The organism is Pseudomonas edaphica (genome assembly GCF_965277385.1).
In the GTDB taxonomy this organism is placed as follows: domain Bacteria; phylum Pseudomonadota; class Gammaproteobacteria; order Pseudomonadales; family Pseudomonadaceae; genus Aquipseudomonas; species Aquipseudomonas edaphica.
Genome location: NZ_OZ255725.1, coordinates 3,622,476 through 3,638,533 on the forward strand (window position 1 = coordinate 3,622,476; position 16,058 = coordinate 3,638,533).

Annotated in this window: 15 protein-coding genes; 4 read left to right on the forward strand and 11 right to left on the reverse strand. The window is 61.1% G+C overall.

The genetic code is table 11. The annotated features are described in order from the left end of the window. Nucleotides 1-27: 27 nt before the first annotated feature. Both ACQY47_RS16335 and ACQY47_RS16340 read right to left on the reverse strand, forming a co-directional pair. A complete protein-coding gene (locus ACQY47_RS16335; protein ID WP_177033839.1) occupies nucleotides 28-1,188 on the reverse strand; it encodes an MFS transporter in 1,161 nt (386 codons plus the stop codon). 198 nt (nucleotides 1,189-1,386) lie between these two features. Further along, complete coding sequence (locus ACQY47_RS16340) at nucleotides 1,387-2,583, reverse strand: class I SAM-dependent rRNA methyltransferase (protein ID WP_003213799.1); 1,197 nt, start codon at nucleotides 2,581-2,583, stop codon at nucleotides 1,387-1,389. 285 nt (nucleotides 2,584-2,868) lie between these two features. Between ACQY47_RS16340 and ACQY47_RS16345 the strand changes: the two genes are divergently transcribed. Further along, nucleotides 2,869-3,681 (forward strand): HDOD domain-containing protein, encoded by an 813-nt coding sequence (locus ACQY47_RS16345; protein ID WP_169987622.1) that lies wholly within the window; start codon nucleotides 2,869-2,871, stop codon nucleotides 3,679-3,681. A 21-nt stretch (nucleotides 3,682-3,702) separates the two neighbouring features. Then, the gene (mutM, locus tag ACQY47_RS16350) at nucleotides 3,703-4,515 is read left to right on the forward strand and encodes a bifunctional DNA-formamidopyrimidine glycosylase/DNA-(apurinic or apyrimidinic site) lyase (protein WP_017139476.1); all 813 of its coding nucleotides are present in this window, start codon (nucleotides 3,703-3,705) and stop codon (nucleotides 4,513-4,515) included. A 123-nt stretch (nucleotides 4,516-4,638) separates the two neighbouring features. Here mutM and ACQY47_RS16355 read toward each other — a convergent pair whose 3' ends face one another. The 5 genes from ACQY47_RS16355 to ACQY47_RS16375 form a co-directional block, all read right to left on the reverse strand. Then, entirely contained in the window at nucleotides 4,639-4,890 is a 252-nt protein-coding gene (locus ACQY47_RS16355; protein WP_017139475.1) for a YfhL family 4Fe-4S dicluster ferredoxin, read from the reverse strand. A gap of 226 nt (nucleotides 4,891-5,116) precedes the next feature. After that, nucleotides 5,117-5,596 (reverse strand): pantetheine-phosphate adenylyltransferase, encoded by a 480-nt coding sequence (gene coaD, locus ACQY47_RS16360; RefSeq protein WP_003176711.1) that lies wholly within the window; start codon nucleotides 5,594-5,596, stop codon nucleotides 5,117-5,119. Nucleotides 5,597-5,699: 103 nt separating this feature from the next. Further along, entirely contained in the window at nucleotides 5,700-7,295 is a 1,596-nt protein-coding gene (locus ACQY47_RS16365; RefSeq protein WP_428550280.1) for a GMC family oxidoreductase N-terminal domain-containing protein, read from the reverse strand. Between the two features lie 145 nt (nucleotides 7,296-7,440). Further along, nucleotides 7,441-7,986 carry a hypothetical protein gene (locus ACQY47_RS16370; RefSeq protein WP_017139473.1) on the reverse strand — a complete coding sequence of 182 codons (546 nt, stop codon included), beginning with the start codon at nucleotides 7,984-7,986 and terminating at the stop codon, nucleotides 7,441-7,443. 28 nt (nucleotides 7,987-8,014) lie between these two features. Continuing rightward, nucleotides 8,015-9,442 carry a coniferyl aldehyde dehydrogenase gene (locus ACQY47_RS16375; protein ID WP_428550283.1) on the reverse strand — a complete coding sequence of 476 codons (1,428 nt, stop codon included), beginning with the start codon at nucleotides 9,440-9,442 and terminating at the stop codon, nucleotides 8,015-8,017. A gap of 146 nt (nucleotides 9,443-9,588) precedes the next feature. Between ACQY47_RS16375 and ACQY47_RS16380 the strand changes: the two genes are divergently transcribed. Both ACQY47_RS16380 and ACQY47_RS16385 read left to right on the forward strand, forming a co-directional pair. Continuing rightward, the gene (locus ACQY47_RS16380; protein ID WP_025859550.1) at nucleotides 9,589-10,260 is read left to right on the forward strand and encodes a TetR/AcrR family transcriptional regulator; all 672 of its coding nucleotides are present in this window, start codon (nucleotides 9,589-9,591) and stop codon (nucleotides 10,258-10,260) included. Between the two features lie 33 nt (nucleotides 10,261-10,293). After that, a complete protein-coding gene (locus ACQY47_RS16385; RefSeq protein ID WP_099550328.1) occupies nucleotides 10,294-11,148 on the forward strand; it encodes a sulfurtransferase in 855 nt (284 codons plus the stop codon). 92 nt (nucleotides 11,149-11,240) lie between these two features. Here the strand turns inward: ACQY47_RS16385 and ACQY47_RS16390 are convergent, their stop codons facing one another. The 4 genes from ACQY47_RS16390 to ACQY47_RS16405 all read right to left on the reverse strand — a co-directional run bounded on the left by ACQY47_RS16390 (nucleotide 11,241) and on the right by ACQY47_RS16405 (nucleotide 15,939). Further along, nucleotides 11,241-12,236: a hydrolase gene (locus ACQY47_RS16390; protein WP_428550288.1), complete on the reverse strand. Its 996-nt coding sequence runs from the start codon at nucleotides 12,234-12,236 to the stop codon at nucleotides 11,241-11,243. Nucleotides 12,237-12,483: 247 nt separating this feature from the next. Beyond that, nucleotides 12,484-13,101 carry a 16S rRNA (guanine(966)-N(2))-methyltransferase RsmD gene (rsmD, locus tag ACQY47_RS16395; RefSeq protein WP_138454189.1) on the reverse strand — a complete coding sequence of 206 codons (618 nt, stop codon included), beginning with the start codon at nucleotides 13,099-13,101 and terminating at the stop codon, nucleotides 12,484-12,486. Continuing rightward, entirely contained in the window at nucleotides 13,101-14,591 is a 1,491-nt protein-coding gene (locus ACQY47_RS16400; protein WP_017139468.1) for a M16 family metallopeptidase, read from the reverse strand. The genes rsmD and ACQY47_RS16400 overlap by 1 nt, the downstream gene beginning before the upstream one ends. Next, complete coding sequence (locus ACQY47_RS16405) at nucleotides 14,584-15,939, reverse strand: M16 family metallopeptidase (protein ID WP_017139467.1); 1,356 nt, start codon at nucleotides 15,937-15,939, stop codon at nucleotides 14,584-14,586. The genes ACQY47_RS16400 and ACQY47_RS16405 overlap by 8 nt, the downstream gene beginning before the upstream one ends. Between the last annotated feature and the right edge of the window lie 119 nt (nucleotides 15,940-16,058).

Here is a 16,058-nt window from a genome sequence, read left to right on the forward strand (position 1 = left end):
AATGACCGTCTGTGGCGAGGGCGCTTGCTAGCGACCCACACGTGCATTCGCCACCCAACCCCACAGGCTGAAAACGATGAAGCTTACGGCGATGGTCATCAGCAAATGGTTGCCGGTCTGCGCGAGGGCGGCGCTGCTGATGGCCGCGGTCAGGAACATGATGCTGTTGCCCGCCGACGCTGCCGTGCCTGCGCTGCTGGAAAACAGCAGCATCGCCGCCGAAATCGCAGCAGGCCGCACAAGGGTGACGGCCAGGGCACTGATCAGCATCGGGATCAGCAGAGTCAGGGGGGTGATGGCCTCAACGCTGATAATCAGCGTTAACAAAATGCCGGCCACCAGCAGCAATCCCAGCCCGATATTGATTTGCCGGGACAGCGAGATGCGCTTCTGCAAGTACGATGCCGCGACGCCACCGAGCAGGTAGGCCACGCCGTACACCATCAACACCAGTGCGTATTGGTATTCGGACAGTTTCAACGCATCCATGAAAATCAGCGGCGTCACGCTGATCAAGGCGAAATAGCAGGCGAACACCAGCGCGGCGATCCACCAGTAGCGCAGGAAGTCGCGGTTGCCAGCGACGGCTCTGAGCGTACCGATGATTGATACCGGCGCGCGGTGCGGGCTGGCGGCCTTGGACGGCAGGATGCAGAGCGCATGGATCAACATGCCCAGTGCCATTAGCGCAAAGCCGTAGAAGCTGCCTTGCCAGTCGAAGGTGGTTTGCAGCCAGGAGCCGATCAGCGGCGAGAGCGCCACAAACGAACCGCTAAGGGTCATGTAATACAGGCGTACGCGGGCGCGGTCCTGTTCTTCGAACAGGTCTTCGACCAGCGCATGGCCCAGTACGAAAAAACCGCAGCCCATGGCCTGCACGCAGCGAAACAGCAGGAAGGTCAGGTAGTCGGACGCGAACGCGCAACCCATCGCGCCGAGGATCGACAGCGTAATGCAGCCGATCAGCACTTCCTTGCGGCCCCATTTATCCGACAGCGGGCCTGCAATCAATTGGGAAATTGAAAACACCAGCGTGAACAGACTGATCGACAGTGCGATTTCTGCGGTAGGTGTGTCGAACCTGGCAGCCAGCGCGGGAAAAGAGGGCAGCAGAATGTTAATCGGGAAGAAACTGATCAGGGAAATGCAGGTGATGAGGATGAAGCGGGAGAGGTAGGGCCCAGACATTGTTTTTGTTTTCCGGAGTAATTCCAGAAACCGATACTAGTCTGCGAAATGTGGAATTCAATCAAAACCGTTGAAGGACGGTTTGTGTCGGAAAAATGTGGGGCTTGCCCGCGATGGCTGAGTGTCAGTCAACAAACTCATCAACAGGCCCACCGCTATCGCAGGCAAGCCAGCTCCCACATTTGATCTGCGTGTTACTTAGCTATTAGGCAACAACCGGCAGGTAATGCTCTTGATGTAGCGCGTCTCGGCAATCGCCGGGTGCACCGGGTGATCCGGGCCCTGGCCGCCGCGTTCGAGCATCTGGATGTTGCGGTCCAGGTGACGGGCGCTGGTCAGCAGGATGTTCTGCAGGTCGTCTTCCGGCAGGTGCATGGAGCACGATGCGCTGACCAGAATGCCGTCCTTGCTGAGCAGGCGCATGGCTTGCTCGTTCAGGCGGCGGTAGGCGCCTTCGCCGTTTTTCATGTCTTTTTTGCGTTTGATGAAGGCCGGTGGGTCGGCGACGATCACGTCGAAACGTTCTTCGCTGGCTTTCAGCTCTTTGAGGGCTTCGAATACGTCGCCTTCGATGCAGGTCATTTTCTCGGCAACACCGTTCAGTGCGGCGTTGCGCTCTACGCCGTCGAGGGCGAAGGCGGAGGCGTCGACGCAGAACACTTCACTGGCGCCGAACGCTGCAGCTTGCACGCCCCAGCCGCCAATGTAGCTGTACAGGTCGAGTACGCGTTTGCCTTTGGCGTACGGGGCCAGGCGGGCGCGGTTCATGCGGTGGTCGTAGAACCAGCCGGTTTTCTGGCCCTGGATCACCGGGGCTTCGAATTTCACGCCGTTTTCTTCCAGCGCCACCCACTCCGGCACCAGGCCGAACACGGTTTCGACGTAGCGGTTGAGGCCTTCGGCGTCACGCGCGGCGGAGTCGTTCTTGAACAGGATGCCGCTTGGCTTGAGCACTTGGGTCAGGGCAGCGATCACGTCTTCTTTGTGCGCTTCCATGGTCGCCGAGGCGATCTGTACTACAAGGATGTCGCCGAAACGGTCGACGACCAGGCCCGGCAACAGGTCGGAATCACCGTAGACCAGGCGGTAGAACGGCTTGTCGAACAGGCGATCACGCAGGGACAGGGCGACGTTGATGCGGTGCACCAGCAGCGATTTGTCCAGCGGCAACTTGATGTCGCGTGACAGCAGGCGGGCGCAGATCAGGTTGTTCGGGCTCATGGCCACGATGCCCAGGGTCTTGCCGCCAGCCGCTTCCAGGATAGCCTGGTCGCCTGCCTGGAAGCCGTGAAGAGGTGTGGCGGCCACATCGATTTCGTTGCTGTAGACCCACAGGTGGCCGTTGCGCAAACGACGATCGGCGTTGGCTTTGAGACGCAGGCTAGGCAGGGACATGACGTCGCTCCGGAAAAAAGAGCGGGAGTATACCCTGTTGCGCCGTTATTCATGTGGGAGCTGGCTTGCCTGCGATGCAGGCGATTCGGTGTATCTGACGTACGGTGGTGATGCAATCGCAGGCAAGCCAGCTCCCACACAAGCCCAGAGCCCACATTCAATCCGGTTTTTGAGGTGTCGGTCAGGTTCCCATAGAGGTTAGAATTCACGCCTAGTCCAGAGTGTGTATTTATGTCCCCAGAGCTTTCCGCCGAGCAGATCCAGCAGGCCCTGCAAGGCATCAGCGTGCCGCCTCAACCGCAAATCATGGTGGATTTGCAGATGGAGCAGTACATGCCCGACCCGGACCTGGAAGTGATCGCGCGGCTGATCTCCCAGGATCCAGGCCTGTCTGGTGCGCTGCTGAAGATCGTCAACTCGCCGTATTACGGCCTGAGCAACAAGATCGCCTCGATTCAGCGCGCGGTAAACCTGCTGGGCAGCCGCTCGATCATCAACCTGATCAACGCGCAGTCGATCAAGGGCGAGATGAGCGACGACACCATCGTCACCCTCAACCGCTTCTGGGACACCGCCCAGGACGTGGCCATGACCTGCCTGACCCTGGCCAAGCGCACCGGCTCGCAAACGGTCGACGAGGCCTATGCCTTGGGCCTGTTCCACGACTGCGGCGTGCCGCTGATGCTCAAGCGCTTCCCCAATTACATGGCGGTGCTGGAGCAGGCTTACGCCAATGCCGGCCCGGATTGCCGGGTGGTCGACACCGAGAACAACGCGTTCAACACCAACCATGCCGTGGTGGGTTACTACACCGCCAAATCCTGGCGCCTGCCGGAGCATGTGACCGACGCCATCGCCAACCACCACAACGCCCTGGCGATTTTCAGCGATGAGTCGTCGCGCAACCCGCAACTTAAAAACCTGTTGGCGATCCTCAAGATGGCCGAGCACATCTGCTCGTCCCACCGCGTGCTGGGCAACCAATCGGCGGACCATGAGTGGGATGCCATCGGGCATCTGGTGCTGGATTACGTGGGCCTGTCGGACTACGACTTTGAAAGCCTGAAGCTATCGATCCGCGAACTGGGCGCGCACTGACCCTTTAATCAAGAGGTACACATGCCCGAGTTACCCGAAGTCGAAACCACCCGGCGCGGGATTGCGCCGCATTTGGAAGGCCAACGCGTCAGCCGTGTGGTAGTGCGTGAACGGCGCCTGCGCTGGCCGATCCCGGAAGACCTGGATGTGCGCCTGTCCGGGCAGCGCATCGTGCTGGTGGAGCGGCGGGCCAAGTACCTGTTGATCAATGCCGAAGTGGGCACGTTGATCAGCCATTTGGGTATGTCGGGCAATTTGCGCCTGGTGGAAGTCGGCTTGCCAGCGCTCAAGCATGAGCATGTGGACATTGAGCTGGAGTCGGGCCTGGCGCTGCGCTATACCGACCCTCGGCGTTTTGGCGCGATGCTCTGGAGCCAGGACCCGCACAACCACGAACTGTTGCTGCGCCTGGGGCCGGAGCCGTTGACCGACCTGTTTGATGGCGAGCGTCTGTTCCAGCTGTCGCGTGGCAAATCGATGGCGGTGAAGCCGTTCATCATGGACAACGCGGTGGTGGTGGGCGTGGGCAATATCTACGCGACCGAAGCGTTGTTTGCGGCAGGGATAGATCCGCGCCGGGCTGCGGGTGGTATCTCACGCGGGCGTTATTTGAAGCTGGCGATCGAGATCAAGCGCGTGCTGGCGGCAGCTATCGAGCGTGGTGGCACCACGTTGCGGGACTTTATCGGCGGTGATGGGCAACCGGGGTATTTCCAGCAGGAGCTGTACGTCTACGGCCGGGGCGGCGAGGCGTGCAAGGTCTGCGGGAGCGAGTTGCGCAATGTGGTGCTGGGGCAGCGGGCGAGTGTGTTTTGCCCAAAGTGCCAGAGCTGAGTGTCGGGTAATGGCTGATGTCGCCATCGCAAGCAAGCCAGCTCCCACATTTGGAGGTATTCACCACTCTAAATGTGGGAGCTGGCTTGCCTGCGATGAGGCCTTTACAGGCAATAAATAACTTCAGGCCTTGCCGGTAATCAACCGGTACTTGGCCATCAACTGCTCTTCCGTTTCCGGATGGGCTTCATCCAGCGGAATGCAATCCACCGGGCACACTTGCTGGCACTGAGGTTCGTCGTAGTGGCCGACGCACTGGGTGCACAGGTTGGGGTCGATCACGTAGATCTCTTCGCCCTGGGAAATCGCAGCGTTCGGGCACTCGGGTTCGCAGACGTCGCAGTTGATGCAATCGTCGGTGATGATCAGGGACATGGAAACTCCTGCCAGGGCTGTCAGCCAGGGCATCTGAAAACTAATGCGTGCAATTGTGCCGCATTGGCGCCCGCAGTGCGAGCGTGTGGCAAGCCCGAATGTGGGTCGTTGCCTCTGTGGCGAGGGAGCTTGCTCCCGTTGGGGCGCGCAGCGGCCCCGCTTTGCTCGAAACCATTGGGACTGCTGCGCAGTCCAGCGGGAGCAAGCTCCCTCGCCACAAAGAGCCTTACTTCTTGAAGCGCAGGGTCAGCGCATCGGCTACGGCCGGATGCACGAACTTGGTGATATCTCCGCCCAAAGCGGCAATTTCACGCACCAACGTCGAGGAAATGAACGAGTAACGTTCCGATGGCGTGAGAAACAGGCTTTCCACGTCCGGCGCCAGTTGGCGGTTCATGTTGGCCAGCTGGAATTCGTATTCGAAGTCCGACACCGCGCGCAGGCCACGCAGGAACACATTGGCGTTCTGCTCTTTGGCAAAGTGCGCCAGCAACGTCGAAAAGCCCACCACTTCCACGTTGGGCAGGTGCTTGGTGACCTCACGCGCCAGCTCTACGCGCTGTTCCAAGGGGAACAGTGGGTTTTTCTTGGGGCTGGCGGCGACCGCGATGATCACATGGTCGAACAAGCGAGACGCACGTTCGACCAGATCGCCATGGCCTTTGGTAATCGGGTCGAAGGTACCTGGGTACAACACTCGGTTCATCGCGTCGTCCTGGCGGAGTCCGTTGGGGAACCGGATGGTATCGCAGCATGCCCGGTGGGCCAAGTCGACTTATGTAGATAGATACCGTGAATACCCGGTTTTTTCATGCTGTTTTCAGACGTTCGGCCAATGCTGTCGCCAGTTGCGCGGTCAACCCGTACACCGATAATTGTGGGTTGGCGCCAATGCTGGTGGGGAACAGCGAGCCGTCGTGGATCGACAGGTTACGCAATTGATGATGACGGCCGAGGCTGTCGGCCACCGCGTTTTTCGGGTCCTCGCCCATGGCGCAACCGCCCATCACATGGGCGCTGCCCAGCGTGGTGCGGTGCAGTTCCAGGCTCAGGCCATCGATCAGGCTGCGTGCCTCGGCCAGGGTATTCACGTAGCGTGCATCGTGATGCAGCGGCTTGACCGACTTGGCGCCCGCTGCGAACTGAATCTCGGCCATGGTATGAAACGCGCGGCGCAGGCCGTCCCAGGCGTAGTCCGAGACCTGGTAGTCGAGCACCGGTGTGCCGTCGCCACGTAATTCCACCGTGCCGCCGGGGCTGTCGGGGTGAAAGCCGTCGCGCAGCAGGGCGAGCATGGCGTGGGTGTGGGGCAACTGACTCATGTCCAGCGCGTTCCCGGTGCCGTAGCCGCCGAACAGCGTGCTGGCCAGGCCTGGATGCAGCGGCGGCGCCTCCAATTTGTAAGACATTTTGCCGATGGTGCCGTCCTGCCACTGGAAGTGGTCGGAATAGATCGACTGCGGAGCGCCATAGAACGGATTGATCACCTCGTCGAACTGCCCCGCGGAGAAATTCACCAGATGCAGGAAGGTACGCTTGCCCAGCCGCGAATGCGGGTCGGGCGCGTCCGAACGCATCAACAGCGCCGGGCTGTTGATGCCACCGCCCGCGAGCACGTAATGCTTGGCCTTGACCGTGATCTTGCGCCCGGTAGGCGCCACGCAACGCTCATCCATGGCCACGCATTCAAGGCTGCTGATGGTGTCGCCGCTGTATTTCAGGTGTTCGGCGCGGGCCAGGTAGAGCAGTTCGCCGCCCTTTTCCAGGGTGGAAGGAATGGTGGTCACCAACATCGATTGCTTGGCGTTGACCGGGCACCCCATGCCGCAGTAACCCAGGTTGAAGCAGCCGCGCACGTTGCGCGGGATCACGTGCCAGCTATAGCCGAGCTTTTCGCAGCCTTTGCGGATCACATCATTGTTGGCATTCGGTGGAATGGCCCAAGGGGCGATGCCCAGGCGCTGTTCCATCTTTTCGAACCACGGCGCCATTTCTGCGCTGCTGTGGCCCTTGACTGCATATTCACTGGCCCAGTGGGCGAGGGTGGCATCGGGTGTGCGAAAGCTCGAGGTCCAGTTGATCAGCGTGGTGCCGCCGACAGCACGGCCCTGCAGGATAGTAATCGCGCCGTCCTTGCTCATGCGGCCGATGCCTTCCTGGTAGAGGCTGGCGTAGGCTTCGTCTTCGAGCAGCTTGAAGTCGCTGCTGGTCTTGAGCGGGCCTTCTTCGATCAGCAGCACTTTGTAGCCCGCAGCACTAAGGATCTCGGCGGTGGTGCCGCCACCCGCGCCGCTGCCGATGATGGCCACGTCGGCTTCCAGGGTCAGGTCATTGCTGAGGGCGGCGCCATTGTGGGTTTTCCAGCCACGGGCCAGGCCATCGCGGAACAGATCGGGTACGGGCATAGAAGTGCACTCTTATTTTTATACGAAGTTGCATTCAGTGTGGGAGCTGGCTTGCCTGCGATAGCGGTCTGCCTGCTAATCATTCCTGGCTGATACACCGCTATCGCAGGCAAGCCAGCTCCCACATTGGGTCAGGTTGTCAGGTTTAGATCTTGGGTGGGCCGGGGTAGCCGCAATGCGCCCAGGATTGTGGCCGGAAGTACCAGGCCATGATCACCAGCTTGAGCAGCGAGCCCTGGCCCATGCGCAGCAGGTTCAGGTAGCTGTTCTCCCAGCGGTGCAGGAAGTTGCGGATCTGATCGCTGCTGGCGTTTTCCCAACTGCCCCAAATGCCGGTCAACGGGCCACGGGTGATGCCCATGCTCAGCACGTCGAACAGTTGCTGGGTGAGCTTGAACATCTCCGGCGACAGGTTTTGCAGGCTGTAGTCGAGTTTTTTCAGGGTGTCTTCGATGCCGGCGACCACGTCCTGGGCGCTGGCCGCGCCTTCGAGCAACACCGGGATGATTGCGCGCAAAAACGGCAAGTCGCTGCTGCGCAGCATGGCAAAGCCACTGGCCGGGGTGCTGCTGGAGCAGCCGCTGAGGCTGGCCCCCAAGCCGGCGGTGGCCAGGAATGCGCTGGCGCACAGGCCGATTTTCAGAACGCCGCGCCGTGACAGCGCGGGTGTTTCAGTCAGGCTAGGGTTCATTGTTATTGTTATCCCGAGGGTGGCGGAATCAGCGGATAAACAGCTTCTGGATCAACTTCTGGATGGCTTTGCCGTAAGGCGGGTAGATCAGTTTCGCCGCGTTCAGGCGCTGTTTGACCAGCACCCCTTTGGCCTTGCTGAACGTGAGGAAGCCTTCATGGCCGTGGTAATGGCCCATGCCCGACGGGCCGATGCCGCCAAAGGGCATATCGTCCTGGGCCACATGCAGCAGCGTGTCGTTGAGGCAAACACCGCCGGAATGGGTTTCGTGGAGCACGCGGTTCTGTTCGCCCTTGTTGTAGCCGAAGTAATACAGGGCCAGTGGGCGAGGGCGCTGGTTGATGTAGGCAAACGCTTGGTCGAGGCCGCGATAAGGCACGATCGGCAGCACCGGGCCGAAGATTTCGTCCTGCATCACCGTCATCTCGTCGCTGACATTCAGCAACAGGCTATGGGCCATACGCCGTGCCTGGCCCTGGTCATACAGCGGTATCAGGGTGGCGCCCTTGTCGGTGGCGTCTTTGACGTAGGCATTGAGCCGGGCCTGTTGCCGCTCATTGATGATGGCGGTGTAGTCCGGGTTGTCGGCCAGGGTCGGATAAAACCCGCGAACGGCGTTGCTGTAGGCCTCGACGAAACCTTCAACGCGGTCTTCCGGCACCAACACGTAATCCGGTGCCACGCAGGTTTGCCCGGCATTCAGGCATTTACCGAAGGCAATGCGCTCGGCGGCGTCTTTGAGTGGCACGTCCGCGGAAACAATGGCTGGCGACTTGCCACCGAGTTCCAGGGTAACCGGTGTCAGGTGCTCGGCCGCTGCGCGCATCACGTGCTTGCCGATGCTGGTGGCGCCGGTGAACAGCAGGTGATCGAAGCGCAATTTGGAAAATGCCATGCCCACTTCGGCCTCGCCCAGCACCACGCACACCAGGTCTTCGGGGAAGATTTTGGCCAGCAGCGCCTTCAGCAGTTCGCCCGTGGCGGGCGTGGACTCGCTGAGTTTGAGCATCACCCGGTTTCCCGCCGCCAAAGCCCCGACCAGCGGCCCAATGGCCAGGTACAACGGGTAGTTCCAGGGGACAATCACCCCGACCACACCCAGCGGCTGGTAGATGACTTTGGCTGACGCTGGTTGGAAGGCAATGCCTACCGCACGCCGGGAAGGTTTCATCCAGCCTTTGAGGTGTTTGCTGGCGTAGTGAATGCCATGCAGGCTGGGCATCAACTCGGCGAACAGGGTTTCGTCTGCGCTGCGGTGGCTGAAGTCCTGGCTGATCGCGGTGATCAGCGCCTGGCGTTCGTCGCTGAGCACGTCGCGTAAAGCCTTTAGCCACTGCTGGCGCTGTGCAGCTGGCGGCATCGGGTTGGCCGCATAGGCGCGACGTTGGGCGTCGAGCAGGTCCTGGAGTTGATCCAGCGCCTGGGAATCTTGCAGGTAGGCAACGTTGGCAGACATGGCGCAGTTCCCGATTGTTATAGGTCTGCCTGGATTTTTAGAGTCATTGCTCTAAATTGTCAAATGTCATTGCAGCAACATGCGGATTTATCCTGACAAGGATAGGCCGTAAGATGCCCCATCCCGTGTTCAGAAGCTGATCCCCTATGGCACCACGAGTAAAGACCAGCGAGCGCATTGTGCAAACCAGCCTGGAGCTTTTTAACCAGCAGGGTGAGCGCAGCGTCAGTACCAACCATATCGCCGCCCATATGGAAATTTCCCCGGGCAACCTGTACTACCACTTCCCCAACAAGCAGGCGATCATCGCCGTGCTGTTTCGTGAGTACGAAGCGTTGGTGGACAGTTTCCTGCGCCCGCCACAGGGCCGCGCGGTGACTGTCGAAGACAAGCGCTTTTACCTGCAGGCCGTGCTGGCCGGCATGTGGCGCTACCGCTTCCTGCACCGAGACCTCGAACACCTGCTGGAAAGCGACCCGGAACTGGCCACCGGCTACCGGCGGTTTTCCCAGCGCTGCCTGATCCAGGGCGGGGCCATTTACCAAGGGTTTGTCGACGCCGGCATCCTCAATATGGACCCGGTGCAAACCGAGGCACTGACCCTTAATGCCTGGATCATCCTCACCTCTTGGGTGCGGTTCCTGTGCACCACCAATGAGAACTCCGCGCACTTGAGCGCCGAAGCGATCAAGCGCGGTGTGTATCAGGTGCTGGTGCTGGAGGCGGGGTTTGTCACGCCCCAGGCGAAAGAGGCGGTGGATGCCTTGTTCAAAGAGTTTTACGTGCCGTTGAACCAGGCACTGGAAGAAGTGAAGTAGGACCTTTCCCGAATCTGTTCACAGGAGCCCGTCATGTCGCTTGCCCAACTGATCAGCCCCCAGCAATTGGCCGAACGCCAAAAGGCCGCGGGGCTGGTGATCCTGGATTGTCGTTTTGCCCTCGAAGACCCGGACTACGGGCTGTGCAGCTATGCCGAAGGGCATATCGAAGGCGCGCAATATGCCGACCTGGAGCGCCACCTCAGTGGGCCGGTGACCAAAGGCGTGACCGGCCGCCACCCGTTACCGGCGGCGGACACTTTGGTTGCGCAACTGCGGGCCTGGGGCATCCATGCCAACACCGACATCGTCCTGTACGACGACGGCCCCGGCGCCTATGCCGCCCGCGCGTGGTGGTTGCTGGCCTGGCTGGGTAAGCGCGACGGTGTGTTTATCCTGGACGGTGGTCTCAAGGCCTGGCACGCCGCCGGTTTCCCGTTGAGCCTCGATGCACCGGTGGTGGAGCCGGGAGCGTTCGCCGGTAAGCCGGACAACCGCCTGCTGCTGGACGCCGAGCATTTGCAAAAACGCCTGGGTGAGCCGGGCCTCACCTTGATCGACGCCCGTGCAGCGGCGCGTTTTCGCGGCGAGGTAGAGCCGATTGATCCGATTGCCGGGCACATTCCCGGTGCGCAATGTGCAGCGTTCACCGAAAACCTGGGCAGTGATGGCCGCTTTCTACCGGCCGATCAGCTCAAGCAGCGCTTCGCCGCACAGTTGCAGGGCCGGTCACCGGATGAACTGGTGGCGTACTGCGGTTCGGGCGTGACGGCGTGCCACAACCTGTTTGCCTTGAGTCTGGCGGGCTACCCGTTGGGCAAACTGTATGCGGGGTCGTGGAGTGAGTGGATTACCGACCCCACACGGCAGATTGCAACCGGCGACTGATTGAATAGCCATGTAAACCCAATAAAACTGTGGGAACTGGTTTGTGTGGGAGCAGGCAAGCCAGCTCCCACACAAACCAGCTCCCACATTTTTTAACTGTGTTGTGTCAGTAGCCACTGCGGAATACGGCGCTCCAGGTAGTAACTGGGGCGTTTCAACGTCCCATCCACAAACCCCACATGCCCACCCTTGGCCAACAACTCAAACTCGGTGCAATCCGACAGTTCACTGGCCTCGGGCAGGCTGTGAGCAAACACGAACGGGTCATCGGCGGCCTGGATAATCAGGGTTGGCGTGCGGATTTCGCCCAAGTAGTAACGGCTCGAGGCGCGACGATAATAGTCCTCGGCACTGAGGAACCCGTGCAACGGTGCGGTCACCCGGCCGTCGAAGTCCCAGAACGTGCGCATTTTTTCCAATGAGCCCAGGGCTTCCAGGGTTTTCAGCCCTTCGGCCCGGCCATCCTTCACAAAGCGGCTTTGCTTGACGCGGATATACGCCAACATCTCGCGCATGAAGTGCTTCTGGTACACCCGCGAAAAGCCCAGCCCGATACGGTCAGCGCACTGGTCCAGTCGAAACGGCACCGACACCGCCGCTGCGCCTTGCAGCCCGGACGTCTCGCCGGTTTCGCCCAAGTGCTTGAGCAGCACATTTGCGCCCAACGAATAACCCACCGCATACAGCGGCGCCAAGGGTCGCTTGGCACGCAGATGGGCAATCGCCGCCGCCAGGTCTTCACTGGCACCGGAGTGATAGCTGCGTGCCAACAGGTTTGGCTCGCCTGAGCACCCACGCCAATTCAAGGCGGCGCTGGCCCAGCCTTGAGCTGCGAGGGCTTTTTGCAGCCCGGCCACATAAGGCGAGTTGGACGAGCCGGTCAGCCCGTGCAGCACCAGCACCAGCGGCGCCTGCGCGTCATGGGGGCCATGCCAGTCGAGGTCGAGAAAGTCGCCGTCGTCCAGCCACAGGCGTTCGCGTTGGCGTTCGATATGGGTGGTGGGGCGCCACAGCGGCCCCCACAGGGTTTGCAAGTGGGGGTTGCCGAGGCCGAAGGCGGGTTTGAACAGCTCAGAGGACGGGATCATGAAACTCTCGGTAGCAAGCGAGCTTACTGTGGCATGCGAGCTTGTTGTGGCGAGCAGGCTTGCCCTGCGTTGGGCTGCGAAGCGGCCCCAGTAAAGTCGCCGCATTCTATTTGTAGGATCGCGGTGCCTGTAAAAGGGGCTGCTTCGCAGCCCAACGCAGGGCAAGCCTGCTCGCCACACCAAGCCTGCTCGCCACAACCATCCTGGCCGCCACAACAAGCCCGCTCACTACAACATTTACCTAAGGTTAAGCGGCGCTTTCAACCAACCGGTGCCACAACGCGTAATACACCCGACCGGATTTCTGCTCCCGGTGCAGGCGCCAGCTACCCGGCAGGCCGAGGGTAGACGGCGCGGTCTCGCTTTCAGTGTAGATCCACGCATCGGGTGCCAGCCACTGGCGCTCTTCCAGCAGCGCACACACCGTCGGCAACAGGTTCTGGTTGAACGGCGGGTCGAGGAACACCACGTCGTATTCGCTGGCCGCCTGGGTTTCCAGGTAGCGCAGCGCATCGGCTGTCTGCACCTGGCCGGTGGTGCAGCGCAGTGTGCCCAGGTGTTCCTTGAGGCTGGACACCGCCACATTGCTGGCATCCAGCGCCTGGCCCTGGGCGGCGCCACGGGACAGCGCTTCGAGGAACAGCGCGCCGCTGCCGGCGAACGGGTCCAGTACCCTGGCGCCGCCGATATACGGCGCGAGCCAGTTGAACAGGGTTTCACGCACGCGGTCCGGCGTTGGGCGCAGGCCCACGACGTCAGGGAAACTCAGCTTGCGGCTGCCCCATTCACCGCCAATGATGCGCAGTTGGCCCACACCGTTATGCACGTTGTGGACAGGTTTTTTCGGGCGAGATGAACTGGCCATTAATGCTCCGGAACCCCGAGCGGCTGCTCGGCGGGTTTATCAGTGGGGGGCGGTAGTGGCTTTTGCGCAATCGTCGGGCCGGCGGTCACGATGACCATCTTGTCGGCGCTCAAGTGTTTATTCATTGCAGCCTTGACCTGCTCTACGGTCAGGGCCTGGGATTGTTTCATGAAATCCTCAAGATAGCTCAGCGGCAGGTTATAGAAACCCATGGCGCCCAGCTGCCCGACGATATCGGCGTTGCTTGCGGTAGACAGTGGGAAGCTACCGGCCAGCTCACGCTTGGCGTCGTCCAGTTCCTTTTGCGTCGGGCCGGTCTTGAGGTAGTCGGCCAGCACGTCTTCAACCAGGCGCAGGGTGCCGCCGCTCATTTCGGCGCGGGTCTGCAGGTTGATCATGAACGGACCACGTACCTGCATCGGCGAGAAACCGGAGTAAACGCCGTAGGTCAGGCCGCGCTTCTCACGCACTTCGCTCATCAAGCGGGTGCCGAAACCACCACCGCCGAGGATCTGGTTGCCCAGGGACAAGGCGGCGTAGTCCGGGTCGGCGCGGTCGATGCCCAGTTGCGCGAACAGTAAATGGGTTTGCTTGGACGGGAACTCGATATGGCTCAGGCCAGCTTTCGGCTCGGTCGGCTGGGCGATCTTGGCCAGGGCCGGGCCTTTGGGCAGCGATGCGGAGACCTTGGCCGTCATGGCCTCAGCGTCGGCGCGAGTCAGATCGCCCACCACGGCAATCACCGCATTGCCTGCTGCGTATGCTTTGGCGTGGAAGGCCTGCAACTGCGCCAGGGTAATCGCCGGAATGCTCTCAGGCGTGCCTTCGCTCGGGTGCGCGTAAGGGTGGTCGCCGTACAACCGCTTGAACAACTCAAGGCTGGCCAGCTTGCCTGGGTTCTGTTTCTGGTACTCAAAACCGGCAAGAATCTGGTTTTTGATGCGCGCCAGGGAGTCGGCCGGGAAAGTCGGCTTGCCGATCACTTGGTCAAACAGCGTCAGGGCCGCGTCGCGCTTGTCGCTGTCGCTCAGGCTGCGCAGGGACACCAACGCCATGTCGCGATAAGCGCCGTTGCCGAAGTCGGCACCCAGGCCTTCAAAGCCGCTGGCGATCTGGCTGACATCCTTGCCCGGTATGCCTTCGTTGAGCATGGCGTTGGTCAGCAACGCAACGCCTGGGGTATTGCCGTCCTGGCTGCTGCCGGCGGCGAACAGGATGCGCATGTCGAACATTGGCAGTTCGTGGGCTTCGACGAACAGCACCTTGGCGCCCTCGGCGGTGGTCCAGGTTTGCACGTCGAGCTTGCGGTTGGTCGGCGCCTTGCCGTCCAGTTCTGCCAAAGATTGCAGTTTGTTGGCCGATTGCGCCTTGTCCAGCGCCTGGCTGGCCACCGATTCACTCGGGCGCAGGAAGTACACGGCGCTGGCGGCGATCAGGGTGACGACGACCAGGCCGGGGAAGATCAGGCGGCTGCTTTTGCGATTACTCATGAGCGGTCTCCTCGGGCAAAACATGGGCGACGCTCAAACGTTCGCGGGTGAAATAAGTACGTGCGGCTTTCTGGATGTCTTCCGGGGTCACGCTTTGCAGGTCGGCAAGCTCGGTGTCCATGAGTTTCCAGGACAGGCCGACGGTTTCCAGCGAGCCGATGGCCGTGGCCTGGCTGGTGATGGAATCACGTTGGTAAACCACGCCGGCAATCACTTGGGCGCGGATACGCTCCAGTTCTTCGGTGGTCGGCGGCTTGGCTTTCAACTCGTCCAGCAGGCGCCACAGGCCGGCTTCGGCTTGGGCAATGGTTTTTTTCTTCTGCTGATTCGGCGTGGCGCTCAATGTGAACAGGCTGTCACCACGGGTATAGGCGTCGTAGCTGGTGGACGCGCCGGAGACCAGTTCTTCACCGCGCTCCAGCTGTTCCGAGATACGCGCGCTGTAACCGCCATCGAGCAGGGCCGAGAGCAGGCGCAGGGCTTGCACCGAGCGCTTGTCTTCGGCAGTCGCCAGGCCCGGCACGTTGAAACCGAGGATCACGCTCGGCAGTTGGGTCTGCACGTGCAGGGTCAGCAAGCGCTCGCCAGGTTCGGCCAGTTCCAGCGGGATCTTGGCGGGTGGCACATCACGCTTGGGGATTGGGCCGAAGTAACGTTCGGCGAGTTTCTTGACCTCGTCCGGCGTCACGTCGCCGACCACCACCAGTGTGGCGTTGTTCGGCACATACCAGGACTGGTACCAGTGGCGCAGTTCTTCAACCTTCATGCGCTCAAGGTCGGCCATCCAGCCGATGGTCGGCGTGTGATAGCCGCTGGCCGGGTAGGCCATCGCCTTGAAGCGCTCGTAGGCCTTGGACATCGGGTTGTCATCGGTGCGCAGGCGGCGTTCTTCCTTGATCACCTCGATTTCGCGGCTGAACTCATCGGCCGGCAGGCGCAGGCTTGCCATGCGGTCGGCTTCCAGCTCGAAAGCGACGCCCAGGCGGTCACGCGCCAGTACCTGGTAATACGCGGTGTAGTCGTCGCTGGTGAAGGCGTTTTCTTCAGCGCCCAGGTCACGCAGGATCAGCGAGGCTTCGCCGGGACCGACTTTGGCGCTGCCCTTGAACATCATGTGTTCCAGGGCATGGGACAAACCGGTCTGGCCCGGGGTTTCGTAGCTCGAACCGACCTTGTACCAGACCTGGGAAACCACCACCGGCGCGCGATGGTCTTCGCGCACGACCACTTTAAGGCCGTTATCGAGGGTGAATTCATGGGTGGGTTGTGGGTCGGCAGCCAAGGCTGAAAGAGGCAGACAAACTGTGCTGAGCAGCAGGCCTGCGGCGCGGCGGGCTAGAGCAATCATTCGTGTTTTAACCTGTTGGGCTACCCGCTAGGTCTTAGCCTAGGCGGGCGAGGAGGTGCTAGGATACTGATCCGGTTTGGACAGGGCCACTGTGGCAGTCATCTTGTCCCGGTTTCAGT

Coding starts and splice junctions, on each gene's coding strand:
- ACQY47_RS16375 (WP_428550283.1), bottom strand. CDS start 9,442: ATGTCTGCCAACGTTGCCTACCTGCAAGATTCCCAGGCGCTGGATCAA.
- mutM (WP_017139476.1), top strand. CDS start 3,703: ATGCCCGAGTTACCCGAAGTCGAAACCACCCGGCGCGGGATTGCGCCG.
- rsmD (WP_138454189.1), bottom strand. CDS start 13,101: ATGGCCAGTTCATCTCGCCCGAAAAAACCTGTCCACAACGTGCATAAC.
- ACQY47_RS16400 (WP_017139468.1), bottom strand. CDS start 14,591: ATGAGTAATCGCAAAAGCAGCCGCCTGATCTTCCCCGGCCTGGTCGTC.
- ACQY47_RS16405 (WP_017139467.1), bottom strand. CDS start 15,939: ATGATTGCTCTAGCCCGCCGCGCCGCAGGCCTGCTGCTCAGCACAGTT.
- ACQY47_RS16390 (WP_428550288.1), bottom strand. CDS start 12,236: ATGATCCCGTCCTCTGAGCTGTTCAAACCCGCCTTCGGCCTCGGCAAC.
- ACQY47_RS16380 (WP_025859550.1), top strand. CDS start 9,589: ATGGCACCACGAGTAAAGACCAGCGAGCGCATTGTGCAAACCAGCCTG.
- ACQY47_RS16370 (WP_017139473.1), bottom strand. CDS start 7,986: ATGAACCCTAGCCTGACTGAAACACCCGCGCTGTCACGGCGCGGCGTT.
- coaD (WP_003176711.1), bottom strand. CDS start 5,596: ATGAACCGAGTGTTGTACCCAGGTACCTTCGACCCGATTACCAAAGGC.
- ACQY47_RS16340 (WP_003213799.1), bottom strand. CDS start 2,583: ATGTCCCTGCCTAGCCTGCGTCTCAAAGCCAACGCCGATCGTCGTTTG.
- ACQY47_RS16385 (WP_099550328.1), top strand. CDS start 10,294: ATGTCGCTTGCCCAACTGATCAGCCCCCAGCAATTGGCCGAACGCCAA.
- ACQY47_RS16355 (WP_017139475.1), bottom strand. CDS start 4,890: ATGTCCCTGATCATCACCGACGATTGCATCAACTGCGACGTCTGCGAA.
- ACQY47_RS16335 (WP_177033839.1), bottom strand. CDS start 1,188: ATGTCTGGGCCCTACCTCTCCCGCTTCATCCTCATCACCTGCATTTCC.
- ACQY47_RS16365 (WP_428550280.1), bottom strand. CDS start 7,295: ATGCCCGTACCCGATCTGTTCCGCGATGGCCTGGCCCGTGGCTGGAAA.